Genomic DNA, 16,976 nt, shown 5'->3' with positions numbered 1-16,976 from the left:
CAAGCATACTCTTGCGCCCATTGCACTGACTCTACTGCATAGTAAGATTGTATTTGTTTCTCAGAAAGAGACAATCTAGTATTCAAGCAATTCATTTTTACTGAGCAACAACAATGTATCTCTGGGATGGCATTTCTGAGTTTGTCGCGGTGGCCGAGGCCGAAAGTTTCACCCTAGCGGCGCAGCGGCTGAATATCTCCACCGCCCACGTTAGCCGCCAAGTGAGCGCCCTAGAGAATCGCCTCGGCACAAAACTGTTTTACCGCACCACCCGCAAAGTATCGTTAACCGAAGAAGGCACGATTTACTATCGCCATTGCCGCCAATTACAAACTGGGCTCGAAGAAGCCGAACGCGCCATTTCAAACCTAAAGGACTCACCCCAAGGCTTAGTCAAACTCACGGCGCCCGTGGCCTATGGCGAGAAATTTATCATGCCGTTACTCAATGATTTTATGGTGCAATATCCAAGCGTTGAGTTTAGCGTCGACTTGACCAATCGCACCTTGGACTTAATTGAAGGCGGTTATGATCTGGCGATTCGCCTCGGAAAACTCGCCGATTCAAGCCTGATGGCCAAACCGCTCAGCAGCCGTACCCACTATGTCGCCGCCTCACCAAGCTATGTTGAAAAATACGGTCAGCCCCATACCTTATCAGAACTTAGCCAGCACAATTGTTTGATCGGTAATCATAATTACTGGCGCTTTGTGGAAAATGGCCGCGAGCGCAATATTAAAGTCCGCGGCAATCTCAATTGTAACAGCGGCTACGCATTAAGGGATGCGGCACTAAAGGGCATAGGGATAGTTCAACTGCCTGATTATTATATTGAAGAAGATATTCAAGCCGGACGGTTGCTCTCCTTCCTTGACACTCACCGCGAAGCCAAAGAAGGCATTTGGGCACTCTATCCGCAAAATCGCCACCTGTCGGCTAAGATCCGTGTATTGGTCGATTACCTTGCCGAAAAACTCGCCGAGCAGGATTAAATACTGTTTGAGCAGATTGATTGGTAGCAGACAAAACGGCGCAAACTAGCGCCAGTTTTCCCGCAAAGTGTAATACAACATGCCTAATGCCAGCGCTTGATTGCCGAACCATTCATTTAAAGGAATGCGGATATGGCGCATGGCGGCAAACAAATCAAATTCACGCAATTGCCCGTCCATCGCATTGGCCATGATCTCGGCCATAATGTGCGATGTCGCTACTCCGTGCCCAGAATATCCTTGGCAATAGAACACATTAGGCGACACTTTGCCGAGCTGCGGGATACGGTTAATCACAATTCCTGCCATTCCCGCCCACGCAAATTCGATATTAACGCCCTTTAATTGTGGAAACGTACGCTCAATCGCGGGCCGTAATTCCGCAGCCACATTTTTAGGATCGCGGCCGCTGTAGTTAGTGCCGCCGCCGAACATCAGCCGTTTATCCGCGGTCAGGCGATAGTAATCCAGTACAAAGCGGCAATCATACACGGCTAAATCCTGCGGATTGATTTGCAAAGCGACATCATCGGGCAGAATCGCAGTGGCGCAATTGCCTAAGGACGCCGGAAATAACATACCACGCAGTTTTGGACGGGCGAGTTTATGGTAAGCATTACCGGCGATCAGCACACTGTTGGCGCGCACTTTTCCCTTGGCTGTGACAACAGTCGCCACATCGCCTTCTTCAATATCAAGTACGGGTGAGTGTTCAAAGATTAACGCCCCAAGACCTGCTGCCGCGCGGGCTTCACCCAGGCATAAATTGACTGAGTGCAAATGCATGTTGCGCCGATTGACTAAGCCGCCGTGATACAAGGGCGAGCCTAAATAGGCAGGCATTTCATCGGCGGATACCAGCGTCATAAATTCACCCATGCCGCGGCGCTGCGCCTCATCATGCATAGCCCTAAGCTCGTGCATGTGCTTTGGCTGGTAAGCGGTTTGGATATGACCAAACTTTAAATCACAGTTTATGCCGTACTTGGCCACCCGATTTTTAATAATATCGTGGCCGCGCCAACGCATATTCCACACATAATCCTCAGCTTCATTGCCGATTTGACGGCGCAGCTGTTTTGTCATCGCAACATCGCCGGACAAACTGCCCGTCACCTGCCCACCGTTGCGTCCAGTCGCGCCCCACGCAATTTTATTGGCCTCAATAAGCGCCACTTTGTAGCCCTTCTCAGATAATTCCAACGCCGTTGCCACGCCGGTAAAACCGCCACCAACAATCGCCACATCGACTCGAATGTCGCCTTCAAGCGCAGGATAATCTGACTCTTGGTCAATGGTGGCATTGTAGTAGGAGGCGCAACGCTCTGCTGGCATGGTCATTCCTTGATGTTGAAAGTTAACTGTTGAAAGTTGATGGCTGAAAGTGAGCGTTAAGTCTTAGTTCTGGACACTCGTTTTAACGCGGCATTATACCGATGTTGTTTTATATTTTTTACAAGCGTTCAGAATTTGTGAGTATATCTGAGTTGAGATCGAGATCAACAGTGAATTGCGATAACTATTTGCAGGACAGGACAAAGGAAGTTGAGCTGACTGCAGGCTCCTTCTTGAAGAACCTGAAATGGAGGAGCTTGAGATGGAAACTTCTGAAATGGCGGTACCTAAGATTAAGTTATCTAAGATAGAGACTCCGAATGTTAAGGCGCGGCTCATTTTATCTTTTAAGTCTTATACTTTTTGCTGGTTTAAGATAGGCTTGTGCAGCGTCATCCTCTTTTAATCTCAGCAACCTAGAGTCCATTATGCCACTAATGCCAATTGCCCAGCCACTTGTCCAATTGCCGTTTTCCCAAGCGTGCGAAAACAACAAAGCGCCGATTTTAGCGGTATTAACACAAGCATTCTCACTCAACCAACATGTGCTCGAAATCGGCAGTGGCACAGCGCAACATGCTGTGTATTTTGCAGCAAATCTTCCCCATTTAATCTGGCAAACCAGCGATCAGGCTGAATATATTGAGGTCATTACCGCAAGGTGTATGCATGAAGGCAAGCTACCCAATGCAGCGGCAAACCTACGCTTACCACTTACCCTTGATGTTACCGCGCCATGGCCGGTGAAGGGATTAACACCTCATATTGATGGCGTATTTACTGCGAACACTTTGCATATTATGAGCAAAAATATGGTTGAAGCGTTTTTTACTGGCCTTGGTCTGTATCTCCCCCAACTCAAGACCCTGTGCATTTACGGCCCCTTTAACTACCAAGGCGAATTTAGCAGTGACAGCAATCGCCAGTTTGATGCCTTTTTAAAACAGCGGGATCACGCCAGCGGCATTCGCGATATTGAATGGATTTGCAGTTTAGCCAGCGAGCAAGGCTTAACGCTGAAGCAAGATGTGGCTATGCCCGCCAATAATCGACTACTGCATTTTGTTAGAGGCTAGCTTTTTGTTAAAGGCTCGTTTTTTGTTAAAAGCTAGCTTTGGTTGAGTGGTTTAGTCCGTTTTGGCCTCGGCGGTTCTGTGCCCATAGCTCAGCACTCGAGTGGCTTTCCACTGTTCGTTCTGTTTGCGCCACACAATGACAAAGTCGGCTAGGCCATCACAGCTACCAGTTTCAAAGCTGCAAAAACGATGAACGCCTTGCTCTATCGCGCCAAACTCTTTCACCGGAAACACTTTCATCGTGCCCGCAACTAACTCGCGGCGGTAATGGCCACAGGCATATTTTTCGGTGTTGGCGATCATGTCCTTGCGGTTCCAAGTAACGCCACCCGTATCGTGGTAAAACTCTACATCTTCAGTGAAAAACGCCGCGTGTTTCTTGAGTTCAGCAGGGGCGGTGCACTTATTGAAACTGTCGAACAAGGCAAAATCCACCGCTGCAATTTGGGTAGATAAAGTGTCTGTAAGTGCAGTAGCGGGCTGCGCAATGTCAGTTTGTGGAGCCCCAGCCGTTTTAACTGATGCGGCATTAGCTAATGCGGGCGCATCTGTGGCAACAGCAGGTTCGGTAGTGGCGAGTGACAAGGTTAAAACAGTGACTGTGGCTAGGCTATAAAATGCTGGATTCATATTCTCTCCGTAAATATTGGCAATACAATTTGTATGGCGACTATTCACATCACAAACATGAATGCACCACGAAACATAAAGTCACATCGCCAGCAAAGCTTATGCCAGTTAAAATGTCCATATTAATCATATTGATATAACTTCATATTACGTTATGCAGTTTTGTGCTGTGATAGTTTCTGATTATTCTCACTATTTTTTAGTGATTTATCCGACGACAGTCAGACTCAGATCGTCATATTCAGTGCCTTGTGCTCAATGCGCTCAATCAGGATGACCATGCCAGCGAGCAACACGTCGAATATACGGGCTATCACGCTGTTATTAAACACTAAAAATTTACTCTGCCTTTACACAAAAGAGAGACATCCAAGCTTGAAGCTATAATTAAGAATAATTATCATTCGCCAAAATTACCGAAGGAAGAATGATATGCCCCGCTTTATCCGTCGCACTCGCCAAACCTCGCATCTACCTCATGCAACACAGACACCTATGTTGAGCCAGCTATCACGCGCTATTGGTTTATGTTTGTTATTACCTGCAGCATGGGCTAGTGCTGCAAATACGCAAGATACCACTCCAGAAATGGAACGCATGGTGATAACAGCAACACAAACTAAACACTCGGAGCTTTCGGCGCCCGCTTCGGTGTCCGTTATTAACCGCAGTGAACTTGAAGCGCTAGTCATAGACGATCTCGCTAGCGCAGTCCGTTATTTACAGGGTGTGAACATCAGCGAAGGCACGCCCTATGGCCGCAATGAGATCAGCCTGCGAGGTTTAGATTCAGATTACACTTTAATCTTGATTAATGGCCGCCGCATTAACTCCCGCGAAGCATTAACCTCTGGTTATGGCAACGATTTTGACTTGTCCTCTATTCCAATGTCTGCCATTGAACGTATCGAAGTTGTGCGTGGGCCTATGTCATCCCTCTACGGATCAGAAGCTTTAGGCGGTGTGGTTAACGTCATACTGCGTCAACCAACTGAGAACTGGCAAACCAGCGTTGGCGTGCAATACGATGCACCTACCAGTGGCAAGGGTGGCGATAGCACTAAGTACAATTTCTACAGCAGTGGCGCGCTGATCAAAGATAAATTACTGGCAAACTTAATCGTCGACAGCAATAAACGCGATGCATGGCGCTCGGACTTAAAACCCACTATTGATGCTCTAGAAGACAGAGATGAAATCAGCGCCCTCGCCAATTTACAATGGCTGATTGATAACCAGCAAGATCTGCAATTTGACTTAAGTTACGCCAACGATGAACGCGAGTCTGATTGGAATAACTACGGCACGATTCTCACCAATAACCAACAAGCGGAGCGGATAAGTTCAGGTCTGACCCATAATGGCCACTGGAACTGGGGTGATACTCGCCTGCGCTATTACTATGAAAATGTTGAGGTGACTGACGACTCAGCGTTAATCGCCGAGATAGGTAATATCACCCAAACCAACCACAATCTCGACGGTCAAACCACTGTCCTGCTTGGCGATCACATGTTAACCAGCGGTGCAGAATACCGTTGGACCCAGCTCGAAAATAGCCGCAATATTTTAGGTGATGGCACCTTAGACGACAGCCAATCGGCATTGTATCTACAAGATGAATTTAGCTTAGGCGAACTCAATATCACCTTAGGTGGGCGCGTCGATCACCACGATGTGTACGGCACCGAATTTAGCCCACGCTTGTATTTGGTGTATAACTTAAGCTCTGAATGGGTCATTAAAGGTGGTGGCGGCAAAGCCTTTAAAGCGCCAAATATGGCACAATCCCAAGCCGATTATATTATCCCCGCTTGTCGTGGCACCTGTACCGTTGCGGGAAATCCTGATCTTCAACCCGAAACCTCAGTGAACTACGAATTATCGACCCAATATCAAACCACGGATTTTGGTGGCTCGATCACCTACTTCCATAACGATGTAAAAAATAAAATTATCACCGAAACTTGGAATAGAGTCCCTGGTGCTGTATTAACTTACCAAAACGTGAACGAAGCCAAGATCACAGGCTGGGAATTACAAGCTTGGTACAATTTAACTCAAGATCTCAGCCTAAACGGTAATTACAGTAAAACCGAGGCCGAAGATAAGCAAAATGGCGCGCCTTTTACCTTAACACCGGACGACAGCTATAACCTGAAACTGCAATGGCAGGCATTCGATGGTTTATCCACCTTTATCGCCTACCATTATACTGGCGAGCAGTATTTGCGAGCCAATGTCAAATCAGAGGGTTATGGCTCGCTCGATATAGGTGCGAATTATCAAATTAATCCTATGTTTAGACTGAAACTCGGCGTGACTAACCTAACGGATTCTGAACGTGATCAAGTTGCCACCGACCTTGATTATATTCAAAAGAGTCGCAGTATTTATGCTGGGGTAACTGCAAGTTTCTAAGCTCTACAAGCCAGAAATTAATGTGTAATTATAGCTCTGCTACTCAACATTAAACATCATAGGCGAAGCCCGTTTTGGCTTCGCCTATTGTTTTAAGACCAAAATAAATATCACACATCCGACTAGAAAAAGTAAAATAAATATATTTTCTAAAATATAGAATTTTTAAATAAACATCAAAAATATAAATTACATAATCCAGATTTAAATCATTAGTCTTTTACATTCCGCAATATAACCTTGATCATACTTTAACGCTAAAAAATAACTCACCCGTTAACCTTTGATAACGATCAAGGTTTTGTCATATTAAAAAACTATTATACACACGCAAGACTGCTAAAGCTTGAGGTGTAAAATTCTCGATTATTAAACTTACGCACCAAGCAAAAGCGATATTATCTTTCCGTTTATATCACTAATAAAACAGCGAGAAAAATACAGTTCCAACTTCAAGTTACATATTTCATAGCTAGATATGTGATTTACTCGCTTCAGAATGATGATTTAACCAACAATAAAAAAGGAAAATAACATGCTTAAAAAGATGATGCTAATGTGCGCACTGTGCTTTTCAACGAATTTAATGGCGGTATCACTTGCCGACAGTCATTCTGAAAGATCTGACTGTGAATCCTGCCATAAAGATAAAAAACCTTCAGCGGATTATGTTTTTGAAAATCAGCAATGTGTATCATGCCATGGAGAAATGAAAACTCTCGCAGGTGAAGCTCATACTAAACATGATGGCGTTTTAACATGCACCAATTGCCATATCGCTCATCAAGAAAAAGCACCAGCAGATGCTTGCAAAGAATGCCATTAATTCACAAAAAATCTAAAACCAAAGGCCGAAGAATTATTTATTTTGAATGGAACCATTAGGCAGGATGCCACTTGACCCAACCTCCAAGGGTGTTTGCCACCTATTGCTCACAGGTGGCAATTTTTACCTCCGTTTTTATATCCTTACAATATGTGTAACGGCTCAATACTTAGCTCAGAATTCCATATCCGGCAAATAGGACAAGTTTACGTATGCTAGGTAAGCCATAGACGACTCTCAGGGGATTGTTCTCAAAAACGCCAATGCCTTTTCTAGGTCACGGGTGCGCGCCATCGGTGGCAGCGAGTTTAAAAAAGCTTGGCCATAGTAGCGATTCACAATGCGATTATCGCAAAGGATCAGCACACCACGATCTTTTTCATCACGAATAAGACGGCCAACACCTTGTTTCAGAGCAATAATCGCCTGCGGTAACGACACTTCAGTAAAAGGATCTAGTCCCTGACGACTCACATTGTCGGCTCGGGCGCGATACAGCGGCTCATCGGGCGACACAAAAGGTAATTTGTCGATAATCACGCAGCTTAACAATTTGCCGCGCACATCCACCCCTTCCCAAAAACTACTGGTACCGAGCAATACCGCATTGCCGAGTTGGCGAAATTTAGTCAGCAGACTCTGTTTACCCGCTTGGCCTTGTACCAGCAGCGGATACTGAGTGCGAGTTCGCAGTGCCAGCGCCGCTTGTTCGAGCATTTTATGGCTGGTAAATAAAATAAAAGTCCGTCCCTGCGCCGCATCTATCGCTTGCACGCACACATCCACCAACTGCTTTAACGCTTGCTGTTGATTGGTCACGCTCCCAAGTTGTCTCGGCACACAAAATACCGCTTGGCGGGGATAATCGAAGGGACTGTCGAGAATGCTTTGCTGCGCATCAACGATACCCATTTCTCGGGCAAAATGAACAAGACTGCGGTTAACCTGCAAAGTTGCCGAGGTAAATATCCAGCTGGTTTCGGGCACAAATAATTGTTGGCACTCACGGGCAATATTGATTGGTGAAATTCGCAGCACCACAAAGCGACTACCAAATTCGATGCTGTAGGCCGCCAAATTATTATCACAGTTAAAAAACACACTGAGCTTATTATTCAGCTCAGCCAACTTAATGGCGATATCATCTAACAATTCACTACGCCCAATATGGGCCATTAATAAATTCTGCAGCGCGGTTAATTCCGCTAATAAATCCCATGACGCCGCCGCGAGCGCTTTATTGCCCAGCACTAAACGCCAATCGGATTCGCCGCAGGAATATAACTGATTATGCCAATCACTTAATTTAGCGAGGCAACGCTGGCAAAATTGGGCGAGTTGCCCAGTATCACTGAGTTCAGTCTGATAAATAGCGAGTAGCTTTTGAATGAAATCATCGATAGTACGACTCGAACATTGCTGGCCAAAATAGTTAACGCAAATATCGGGTAATAAATGCGCTTCATCGAAAATCACCACATCAGGATCGGGTAATAACTCGGCAAAGCCCGTGTCTTTCAGTACGCTATCGGCGAAAAATAAATGGTGGTTAACCACAATGATTTTGGCATCCAAGGCACGGCTGCGCGCCTTGCGAGTAAAGCAGACATCGTAAAAGTCGCAGCGCTTACCAATACAGCTTTCCTTAGTGCTGACCACAAGCGGCAGCGCCGAAGAATTCTCAGGCACTGAGGTTAAGCCGCCAATATCACCATCTTTACAGGTGCTCGCCCACTGATTGATTTTCAACAAATCATCCAACAAACGCGCATCGATATGTGTCGCCTCGCTCATTTGCTTATCGAGTCGCCACTGGCACAGATAATTATTGCGGCCCTTTAGTAGAGCCAGTTTAGGCTCAATCCCCAACATGGCGACCAGCGCGGGTAAGTCTTTAAAAAACAACTGCTCTTGCAAGTTTTTACTGCCCGTACTGACGATGACTTGCTTACCGCTCAATATCGCGGGGATCAAATACGCAAAGGTTTTACCTACCCCCGTACCCGCCTCAATTACTACATTCCCCTTCGCCGCTATCGCCTTACTCACTTCCTGTGCCATCTGCATCTGGCTTGTTCGCGCACTAAATCCTTGAATATGTTTAGACAATACTCCATCGGGCAAAAATGCGCGTTGCACTTCGGACGCGAGTCGACTCACCGCAGCGGCGCCTTTTAAAGCAGAAGGCTTAGCGACGGTTTCTTTAGAGGAAACATGCTTTGATGTCGGTTGGCGGGAGCGAGTCAAAGGGAGAATCAATCCTTTATCAAGGTGTTAGGAACGTCAGTGAAAACAGTACTGCAAGTCCACACAATAAATTGCTGAGCGAGTGCATTGTGATGACTTTAATTAACCACAAGCACTGGTTAGTGACGCAAGCCGCGACCGTAAACAATAGCGTTAAGCTTAACGGCTCGAAACATTATGCTGATTTGAGATAAGACTACAAGTTAGCCGCGTAATTAACGCCAATTTAAACGTCGGTATTTGCTAGCATCCGCCAAAGCATGTGCGCTAGCTGTAACAGTTCGCAAACTTCTGTCGATTTCAGCCTGCCACTAATCATTTGAAATAAATAAGCTACCTCAGCAAAGCAAAACTCTATACCATTATAAACGCTCGATAACAGGATGTTTCAGTGCCCAAGCATCAATACTTAGACGCAGGTAATCAGGATGAATGATGTCAAACGTCAGTCTTATCAATTTAAAAATAAGTGACACCACAACGCTACAACGTCTGCTCCAACTTTATTATTTTGATTCAACATCTTGGAGTAAAGAAGATATAGGTATTGATGCTTTATATGATGGCTCTACAGCCTCAGATCTTGAATTCTATGTTAACTCACAAGAGGCAAAAGCCTACCTCATTTGGGTAAATAAAGTATTGATAGGCTTTGTTCTACTAGAATGGGTTGAAGATGAAAAAAGGCTTATCTGGGAACTGGCTGACCTCTTTATTCTTCCTAAATATCGCGGTGGTTGGATTGCGCTCGAAGTAGTCCGTCAAATATTTGAGCAGATTAGCACACCAATGCTGGTCGCTACGTTCAAAGAAAATGAACTGGCTTTGCGCTTTTTTAAAGCGGTATCAAAACGATTACAGCTTAATTCAGTACGTGAGTTAATCGAGGATGAAACGACTCCGTTTTATACATTCATCATAAATGAACACATCTAACAATCGATGTTATTCAAGTTTTTCTAAGCCACCCATTGTTTGTAGTGGTACGGTTAATTTGGCCATCTAGTTAGAATTGACCTCAGCAATGTCTACGTTTTTTGACCTTCGCCATACTTACTTATCGTAATGTGAACTAGACGATTGTGAGTAATAGATCTTCCGCGCTTTTGTCCAAAAGCGTGCTGCGTGTCTCCTTAAAACCTATAGTTTATGCTAATGCTAAAAAGGTAGGCCATGGTGATTAGCGAGACGACCGTCCGCCCCATGGACGGGGCGGTCGAGCATCCAAGGACGGACTGGCTGCGAGTCGGTGAGTGAACACCATGGCAAGCCTGTATTAATGAATATCAGCAAATGCTCACAACTCAAGTTACAGTTCCCCTGCACGACTTCCAACACATTTCCATCCACTTTCAACATCCCCCCAACAAAAATGCTCAATAACTTTATTTAACGATAACCCTCTACCTTTCACAAAAACGCATAAATATTCTCATTTAATTCAAATTGACTGTTGCAAAGGCTCATAAAAGCGGTTAGTTTAAATCCACTTATACGGATAGACGTCCGTAACAACACATTCAAGGCTTCACTGTATTTCGACCGCACTTTATTTCGAACAGTTGAGCCAATAACGTTAAATACCGAGAGAGTAAAATGAGCCCACTACTGAACGCTATCCAACACCATCACCACCATATGCGGTAGCCTTCGGACGCTCACTGCCGGAGGACTATATCCTTCTGGCGGACTGATTCAAGATGATCATAAACCCCTGGAAGGAATTCCGGGGGTTTTTGCATTTAAGCGTTAATTTTGGTGTTAATTTAAATAAAAAATTTTTAGATATTTAATAAATTATCAATACGTTAGCTAGAGCACTGAGCTAGATTCCTTAGCTAGGGCCCATTGAATGGCAGGGCGTATTAAACCGGTTAAACAACACTTTTTGAATCTTTTAATTTTGATACTTTTGAGCGAGATAACACTATGACTGAATCGAACCGTTTACGCATCGCCATCCAAAAATCTGGCCGTCTTTCTACTGACTCTCAGCAACTGCTAAAAAGCTGTGGTGTTAAATTTTCCATTAATGAACAACGCCTTATAGCTCACGCTGACAATATGCCTATCGATTTATTGCGCGTTCGTGATGACGATATTCCTGGATTGGTGATGGACGGCGTGGTCGATATGGGGATCATCGGTGAAAACGTGCTCGAAGAGGAACAAATCGAGCGTCAAACTCTAAACAAACCCGCAGAGTGCCTCAAACTGCGTCAGTTAGATTTCGGTTCGTGTCGCCTCTCGTTAGCCGTACCAACAGAATTCAGTTACGCCGATGCCTCCTCTTTAGAAGGATTACGCATCGCCACTTCTTACCCGAACCTGCTGCGCCGTTTTATGCAACAAAAAGGCATAACTTATCGCGACTGTATGTTAAAAGGTTCGGTTGAAGTCGCCCCACGCGCTGGCCTTGCCGATGGGATTTGTGATCTCGTGTCGACAGGCGCTACCTTAGAGGCCAACGGCTTATACGAAACCGAAGTGATTTACCGCTCAATGGCCTGCATCATTCAATCGACCCAAACCCAATCGCCGACTAAACAAGCACTCATCGACAAAATTCTGTCCCGCGTCAACGGCGTTATCCGCGCCCGTGAGAGCAAGTACATACTGCTACACGCGCCAACCGAAACCTTAGATCAAATCGTCGCCCTGCTGCCAGGCGCTGAAAACCCAACCGTATTGCCATTAAATGATGATACTAACCGCGTGGCTATCCACGCTGTCAGTACCGAAGATTTATTCTGGGATACCATGGAACAGTTGACCGCACTCGGTGCCAGCTCGATTCTGGTAATGCCAATCGAAAAAATGATGGGGTAATGTATGGAAATCCTAACTTGGTCAACCTTATCAACCGCCGAGCAGAAAACGGCGCTGAAACGCTCGCCCTTAATTGGTGATAGCGGCTTAGAGCAAAGCGTTCGCGCCATTATCGATGCAGTGGCAACGCGGGGTGATGCCGCCATTGCCGAATTTAATCAAAAGTTTGATGGCTTCAATAGCGCGACCAAAGATTTAAATGGACAAGGAAGTGGCGAGCTGCGCATGGGTGAAGCCGAGATTGCAGCGGCAAGCGCACAGGTATCACCAGAGCTGAAAGCGGCGATCGCCAAAGCCATGGCGAACATAGATGTGTTTCACAGCGCCCAGCAATTTCGCCCGATTGATATGGAAACCGAGGCGGGAGTACGCTGCGAGCTACGTAACGAACCGATTGAAAAAGTGGGTTTATATATTCCTGGTGGCAGTGCGCCATTAATTTCTACCGTGATGATGCTCGCCCTGCCCGCCAAGATCGCCGGCTGCGAACAAAGAGTATTGGTCAGCCCACCGCCGATCAACGATGCCATTATCTATGCCGCCAATGCCTGCGGGATCACTGAAATTTATCAAGTGGGTGGCGCGCAGGCCATTGCGGCACTGGCCTTTGGCACAGAAACGATTCCCACGGTCGATAAGATTTTTGGCCCAGGTAATCGCTACGTGACTGAAGCTAAACGCTTAGTGTCACAGGATGGCCGCTGCACTGTGTGTATCGATATGCCGGCTGGTCCTTCTGAGGTGTTGGTGATTGCCGATAGCGACGCCAATTGCGAATTTATCGCCGCCGATTTGCTTTCACAAGCTGAGCACGGCCCTGATTCACAAGTGATTTTAGTAACGGATTCGCAAGCTATCGCCGATGGCGTGAATGACGCACTGACAAGACAGCTCGCTGCACTGCCGCGTTGTGATATCGCGGCAACGGCGCTACTGAGCAGTCGCACTTTTGTTGTGGACGATATGCTGCAAGCCGCGCAGGTTTCTAATCAATATGGGCCTGAGCACTTGATCATTCAAACGCGCTTTCCCCGTGAGGTGCTGAAAAAAATTCGCGCCGCGGGCTCGGTATTTTTAGGCGCTTATACACCTGAATCTGTTGGCGATTATGCCAGTGGCACCAACCACGTGCTACCGACTTACGGTTACAGCCGCGCCGTGTCGAGCCTGTCATTAGCCGACTTTAGCCGCCGCTTTACCGTGCAGGAACTCAGCGCTAAAGGCTTAATAGGATTGGGGCAAGCGGTCATGACGTTAGCCAGTAACGAATTGCTCGATGCGCACAAAAATGCCGTCGCCATTCGTCTAGCTAGCCTAGAGAAATGACCCGCCTAGATCTTAAGTGATTAGCACTTAAGTGAGCAACTCTTAAGTAATTAGCACTTAAGTGAATAAAAATAGAGCTGAGTGAAGAAAATGAGCCAAGTGAGCAGCATGGAAAAGACAGCAGACCCCACAGCATCAACGTTAACGCAATCGGCGCCACTAAATTTAGCCGAGCGTTTAGCGCGCCCTGAGTTACTGGATTTAACGCCCTACCAGAGTGCCCGCAGACTGGGCGGTCGTGGTGATATTTGGATCAATGCCAACGAATCGCCTTTTAATAATGTCGATACGGCAGCGCTCGATTTATCAAAATTGAATCGTTATCCAGAATGCCAACCGCCGCAGCTTATCAATGCCTACAGTGAATACAGCGGCGTGAGCGCCAGCAAGATAGTCGCCAGCCGCGGCGCCGATGAAGCGATTGAACTGTTAATTCGCGCCTTTTGTATACCAGGCGTCGACAGCATTGCCTACTTTGGCCCGACGTACGGCATGTATGCCATCAGCGCGAACACCTTTAATGTGGGCGTTAAAGCGTTAAATCTCAGCGCGGAATATGGCTTGCCGACAAGCTATGCCAAGGACGTTCGCGGCGCAAAACTGGTGTTTATCTGCAATCCCAATAACCCGACTGGCACAGTGATCGACAAAGCCATTATCGAGCAAGCAATCAAAGCCCTGCCCGACGCGCTTGTGGTCATTGATGAAGCTTATATTGAGTTTTGCCCCGAATACAGCGTGGCGGATTTGCTGGAAAGCTATCCGAATCTGGTGGTACTGCGCACCCTGTCAAAAGCCTTTGCTCTCGCCGGCGCACGCTGTGGTTTTATGCTGGCAAACGAGGCAGTGGTCGAAATCATTATGCGCGTGATTGCCCCCTATCCAGTGCCGCTGCCCGTGAGTGAAGTCGCCACACAGGCGCTATCAAGCGCTGGCATTGCGCGGATGAAAGTGCAAGTTGCACAATTAAATGAGCAAGGCGCCAGACTCACCGCGGCGATCAGCGCTTATTGTTCAAAATCGAATAGTTCAGATTCGCGCGCCCGCGTGCTTAAGCCTAACGGCAATTATGTGCTGGCTGAATTTGATGATGTCGCCAAGGTCGCGGCGTTACTGCAAGGCAGCGGCGTTGTCGCCCGCGCCTACAAAGACCCAAGGCTTGCCAAGGCTATCCGCTTTAGCTTTAGTTCAAAGGCGGATACCGATGTGTTAGTGAATTTATTTGAATCGCAACACACTGAGCAGTCACCAGAAACGAATAATAAGTAACTGAACATAAAAACTAATAAAACCAATAAAAAGCGAATGCCGCGCTGAAGGTAAAATCAGCTTAAGCATTAGCTAAACGAATTGAATTTGAAGGTAGAGCCATGAACCCACAATTTGTCCCGAACGTTGCACAAAAAATTCTGTTTATCGACCGCGATGGCACCTTGATTGAAGAGCCCATCACCGACAAACAGGTCGATAGTCTAGCGAAATTAGTGTTCGAGCCACAGGTGATCCCCGCTTTGCTACGTCTGCAAAAGGCAGGGTTTCGCTTAGTCATGGTCAGCAATCAAGACGGCCTTGGCACACCGTCTTTCCCGCAGGAAGATTTCGACGCGCCCCACAATATGATGATGCAAATCCTCAAAAGCCAAGGGGTTAACTTTGAAGATGTGGTGATTTGCCCGCACTTTAACGATGAAAATTGCAGCTGCCGTAAACCTAAGCTTGGGCTAGTAAAAGACTATCTCACCCAAGGCTGTATCGATTTCACCCAGTCAGCGGTGATTGGCGATCGCGAAACCGATGTGGAGCTGGGCAATGCCATGGGCATTAAAAGCCTGAAATATCAACGCGACACTTTAGGTTGGAACGCCATCGCCGATGCGCTGCTGAGTAAAGGCCGCACCGCCACTGTTGTGCGTACCACCAAAGAAACCGATATTCGCGTAACTGTTGATCTCGACAGTTCAGTCAAAGGCAAAATCGACACTGGCATTGGCTTTTTCGACCACATGCTCGATCAAATTGCCACCCACGGTAATTTTAAAATGGATGTGAAAGTCGATGGCGATCTAGAAATCGACGATCACCACAGCATCGAAGACACTGCACTGGCTATAGGTGATGCCCTGCGCCAAGCGCTCGGCGACAAACGCGGCATTGCCCGTTTCGGCTTTAGTCTGCCGATGGACGAAGCCAAGGGTGAATGTCTGCTGGATATCTCTGGCCGCCCTTTTATCAAGTTCTCGGCCGATTTTGAGCGTGAGCATGTGGGCGAAATGGCCACTGAAATGGTGCCGCACTTCTTCCGATCCTTTGCCGATGGCCTGCGCTGTACGCTGCATGTGTCAACCGAAGGCGATAACGATCACCACAAGGTTGAAGCCCTGTTTAAAGTGCTCGGCCGCGCGCTACGCCAAGCAGTTAAAGTCGAAGGCGATATTCTGCCATCGAGCAAAGGCGTACTTTAAGGCATCAGCATAAATCGTTTAAGAGGTTAGGATGCAACAAGACACTCTATTAACAGCTAGCCCGCAATTAACAGCAAATGCATCATCAGATGCTGAAACCGTCATCATAGATACGGGCTGCGCCAATTTAAACTCAGTACGTTTCGCCTTCGAGCGTTTAGGCGCTAAGGTATTGGTCACAGACGATAAAGCCAAAATCAAAGCGGCAAAACGTGTGGTGCTGCCAGGTGTGGGCACAGCGGGTGCCGCCATGGCATCCTTGCATGAAAAAGGCTTAGTCGAACTCATTCAAGGCCTGACTCAACCTGTGCTGGGCGTATGTCTTGGCATGCAAATGTTGGCAGCGATTTCTAAGGAGCGCGGCGGAAAAGGTCAAGATTGCGAGTGCTTAGGCATAATCCCCACCGACATTTGCGAGCTGGATACTGAACTACTCAAAGCTGAAGGCTTGCCTTTACCGCACATGGGCTGGAACCAACTTAAGCTAACAACAAACTCACAAGGCGCCAACAGCCCTAGCGTTCACCCACTGTTTGCGGGCATTGAAGATGGCAGTTATGTGTATTTCGTCCACAGTTACCGCGCGCCGTTGAGTGAATTTACCTTAGCCCAATGTTCCTATGGTGAAGGCTTTAGCGCCGCCATCGGCAAAGGCAACTTTATGGGCGTGCAGTTCCACCCCGAAAAAAGTGCCGCCGTGGGCGCGCAAATTCTGCGTAACTTTTTACTGATGGACGAGTTGCAAATGAACGAAGCGCTGATGAACGAAGCGCAGCAAGGCAGCTCTGCTAATGGCCAAGCGGGTTTAAAGAAGGCTGACCAATGAATAAAT

Annotated in this window: 14 protein-coding genes; 10 read left to right on the top strand and 4 right to left on the bottom strand. The window is 46.9% G+C overall.

The genetic code is table 11. From position 1 onward, the window contains the following. The first annotated feature begins 113 nt into the window (after nt 1-113). On the top strand, nt 114-992 hold the full coding sequence (locus HUB64_RS09185; protein ID WP_173496846.1) for a LysR family transcriptional regulator: 879 nt from the start codon (nt 114-116) through the stop codon (nt 990-992). A 45-nt stretch (nt 993-1,037) separates the two neighbouring features. Here HUB64_RS09185 and HUB64_RS09180 read toward each other — a convergent pair whose 3' ends face one another. Then, nucleotides 1,038-2,327 carry an FAD-binding oxidoreductase gene (locus HUB64_RS09180; RefSeq protein WP_173496845.1) on the bottom strand — a complete coding sequence of 430 codons (1,290 nt, stop codon included), beginning with the start codon at nt 2,325-2,327 and terminating at the stop codon, nt 1,038-1,040. Between the two features lie 428 nt (nt 2,328-2,755). Here HUB64_RS09180 and HUB64_RS09175 point away from each other — a divergent pair, with 428 nt between their 5' ends. After that, nucleotides 2,756-3,403, top strand: coding sequence for a DUF938 domain-containing protein (locus HUB64_RS09175; RefSeq protein ID WP_173496844.1), 648 nt, complete (start codon nt 2,756-2,758; stop codon nt 3,401-3,403). Between the two features lie 51 nt (nt 3,404-3,454). Here the strand turns inward: HUB64_RS09175 and HUB64_RS09170 are convergent, their stop codons facing one another. Then, entirely contained in the window at nt 3,455-4,033 is a 579-nt protein-coding gene (locus HUB64_RS09170) for a nuclear transport factor 2 family protein (RefSeq protein WP_131524464.1), read from the bottom strand. A gap of 432 nt (nt 4,034-4,465) precedes the next feature. Here HUB64_RS09170 and HUB64_RS09165 point away from each other — a divergent pair, with 432 nt between their 5' ends. Next, on the top strand, nt 4,466-6,454 hold the full coding sequence (locus HUB64_RS09165) for a TonB-dependent receptor (RefSeq protein WP_173496843.1): 1,989 nt from the start codon (nt 4,466-4,468) through the stop codon (nt 6,452-6,454). A 535-nt stretch (nt 6,455-6,989) separates the two neighbouring features. Further along, on the top strand, nt 6,990-7,280 hold the full coding sequence (locus HUB64_RS09160) for a cytochrome c3 family protein (RefSeq protein WP_028759787.1): 291 nt from the start codon (nt 6,990-6,992) through the stop codon (nt 7,278-7,280). Between the two features lie 237 nt (nt 7,281-7,517). Here the strand turns inward: HUB64_RS09160 and HUB64_RS09155 are convergent, their stop codons facing one another. Next, nucleotides 7,518-9,527 (bottom strand): ATP-dependent DNA helicase, encoded by a 2,010-nt coding sequence (locus HUB64_RS09155; RefSeq protein WP_173496842.1) that lies wholly within the window; start codon nt 9,525-9,527, stop codon nt 7,518-7,520. Between the two features lie 435 nt (nt 9,528-9,962). Between HUB64_RS09155 and HUB64_RS09150 the strand changes: the two genes are divergently transcribed. After that, a complete protein-coding gene (locus tag HUB64_RS09150) occupies nt 9,963-10,463 on the top strand; it encodes a GNAT family N-acetyltransferase (protein WP_173496841.1) in 501 nt (166 codons plus the stop codon). A 222-nt stretch (nt 10,464-10,685) separates the two neighbouring features. On the opposite strand, the gene HUB64_RS09145 is transcribed toward HUB64_RS09150, so the two are convergent. After that, complete coding sequence (locus tag HUB64_RS09145; RefSeq protein WP_173244604.1) at nt 10,686-10,865, bottom strand: hypothetical protein; 180 nt, start codon at nt 10,863-10,865, stop codon at nt 10,686-10,688. 591 nt (nt 10,866-11,456) lie between these two features. Here HUB64_RS09145 and hisG point away from each other — a divergent pair. The 5 genes from hisG to hisH all read left to right on the top strand — a co-directional run bounded on the left by hisG (nt 11,457) and on the right by hisH (nt 16,970). Further along, nucleotides 11,457-12,356, top strand: a complete 900-nt coding sequence (gene hisG, locus HUB64_RS09140) for an ATP phosphoribosyltransferase (protein ID WP_105252639.1) — start codon at nt 11,457-11,459, stop codon at nt 12,354-12,356. Nucleotides 12,357-12,359: 3 nt separating this feature from the next. Beyond that, nucleotides 12,360-13,682, top strand: coding sequence for a histidinol dehydrogenase (hisD, locus tag HUB64_RS09135; protein WP_173496840.1), 1,323 nt, complete (start codon nt 12,360-12,362; stop codon nt 13,680-13,682). 90 nt (nt 13,683-13,772) lie between these two features. Beyond that, nucleotides 13,773-14,951, top strand: a complete 1,179-nt coding sequence (gene hisC, locus HUB64_RS09130; protein ID WP_173496839.1) for a histidinol-phosphate transaminase — start codon at nt 13,773-13,775, stop codon at nt 14,949-14,951. Nucleotides 14,952-15,052: 101 nt separating this feature from the next. Further along, nucleotides 15,053-16,144, top strand: coding sequence for a bifunctional histidinol-phosphatase/imidazoleglycerol-phosphate dehydratase HisB (gene hisB / locus HUB64_RS09125; protein ID WP_173496838.1), 1,092 nt, complete (start codon nt 15,053-15,055; stop codon nt 16,142-16,144). A 31-nt stretch (nt 16,145-16,175) separates the two neighbouring features. Beyond that, entirely contained in the window at nt 16,176-16,970 is a 795-nt protein-coding gene (gene hisH, locus HUB64_RS09120) for an imidazole glycerol phosphate synthase subunit HisH (protein ID WP_173496837.1), read from the top strand. The last annotated feature ends 6 nt before the right edge of the window (nt 16,971-16,976 follow it).

It is taken from the genome of Shewanella sp. ISTPL2 (assembly GCF_013283205.1).
Classification (GTDB): Bacteria; Pseudomonadota; Gammaproteobacteria; order Enterobacterales; family Shewanellaceae; genus Shewanella; species Shewanella oncorhynchi.
Note: the sequence above shows the minus strand (reverse complement) of the source record. Positions and strands in the feature narration are given on the sequence as shown.

What these genes read in the sequence shown, in the direction of transcription:
- HUB64_RS09185 (WP_173496846.1), top strand. Translation starts at nt 114, where the DNA reads ATGTATCTCTGGGATGGCATTTCTGAGTTTGTCGCGGTGGCCGAGGCC.
- HUB64_RS09180 (WP_173496845.1), bottom strand. Translation starts at nt 2,327, where the DNA reads ATGCCAGCAGAGCGTTGCGCCTCCTACTACAATGCCACCATTGACCAA.
- HUB64_RS09175 (WP_173496844.1), top strand. Translation starts at nt 2,756, where the DNA reads ATGCCACTAATGCCAATTGCCCAGCCACTTGTCCAATTGCCGTTTTCC.
- HUB64_RS09170 (WP_131524464.1), bottom strand. Translation starts at nt 4,033, where the DNA reads ATGAATCCAGCATTTTATAGCCTAGCCACAGTCACTGTTTTAACCTTG.
- HUB64_RS09165 (WP_173496843.1), top strand. Translation starts at nt 4,466, where the DNA reads ATGCCCCGCTTTATCCGTCGCACTCGCCAAACCTCGCATCTACCTCAT.
- HUB64_RS09160 (WP_028759787.1), top strand. Translation starts at nt 6,990, where the DNA reads ATGCTTAAAAAGATGATGCTAATGTGCGCACTGTGCTTTTCAACGAAT.
- HUB64_RS09150 (WP_173496841.1), top strand. Translation starts at nt 9,963, where the DNA reads ATGTCAAACGTCAGTCTTATCAATTTAAAAATAAGTGACACCACAACG.
- hisG (WP_105252639.1), top strand. Translation starts at nt 11,457, where the DNA reads ATGACTGAATCGAACCGTTTACGCATCGCCATCCAAAAATCTGGCCGT.
- hisD (WP_173496840.1), top strand. Translation starts at nt 12,360, where the DNA reads ATGGAAATCCTAACTTGGTCAACCTTATCAACCGCCGAGCAGAAAACG.
- hisC (WP_173496839.1), top strand. Translation starts at nt 13,773, where the DNA reads ATGAGCCAAGTGAGCAGCATGGAAAAGACAGCAGACCCCACAGCATCA.
- hisB (WP_173496838.1), top strand. Translation starts at nt 15,053, where the DNA reads ATGAACCCACAATTTGTCCCGAACGTTGCACAAAAAATTCTGTTTATC.
- hisH (WP_173496837.1), top strand. Translation starts at nt 16,176, where the DNA reads ATGCAACAAGACACTCTATTAACAGCTAGCCCGCAATTAACAGCAAAT.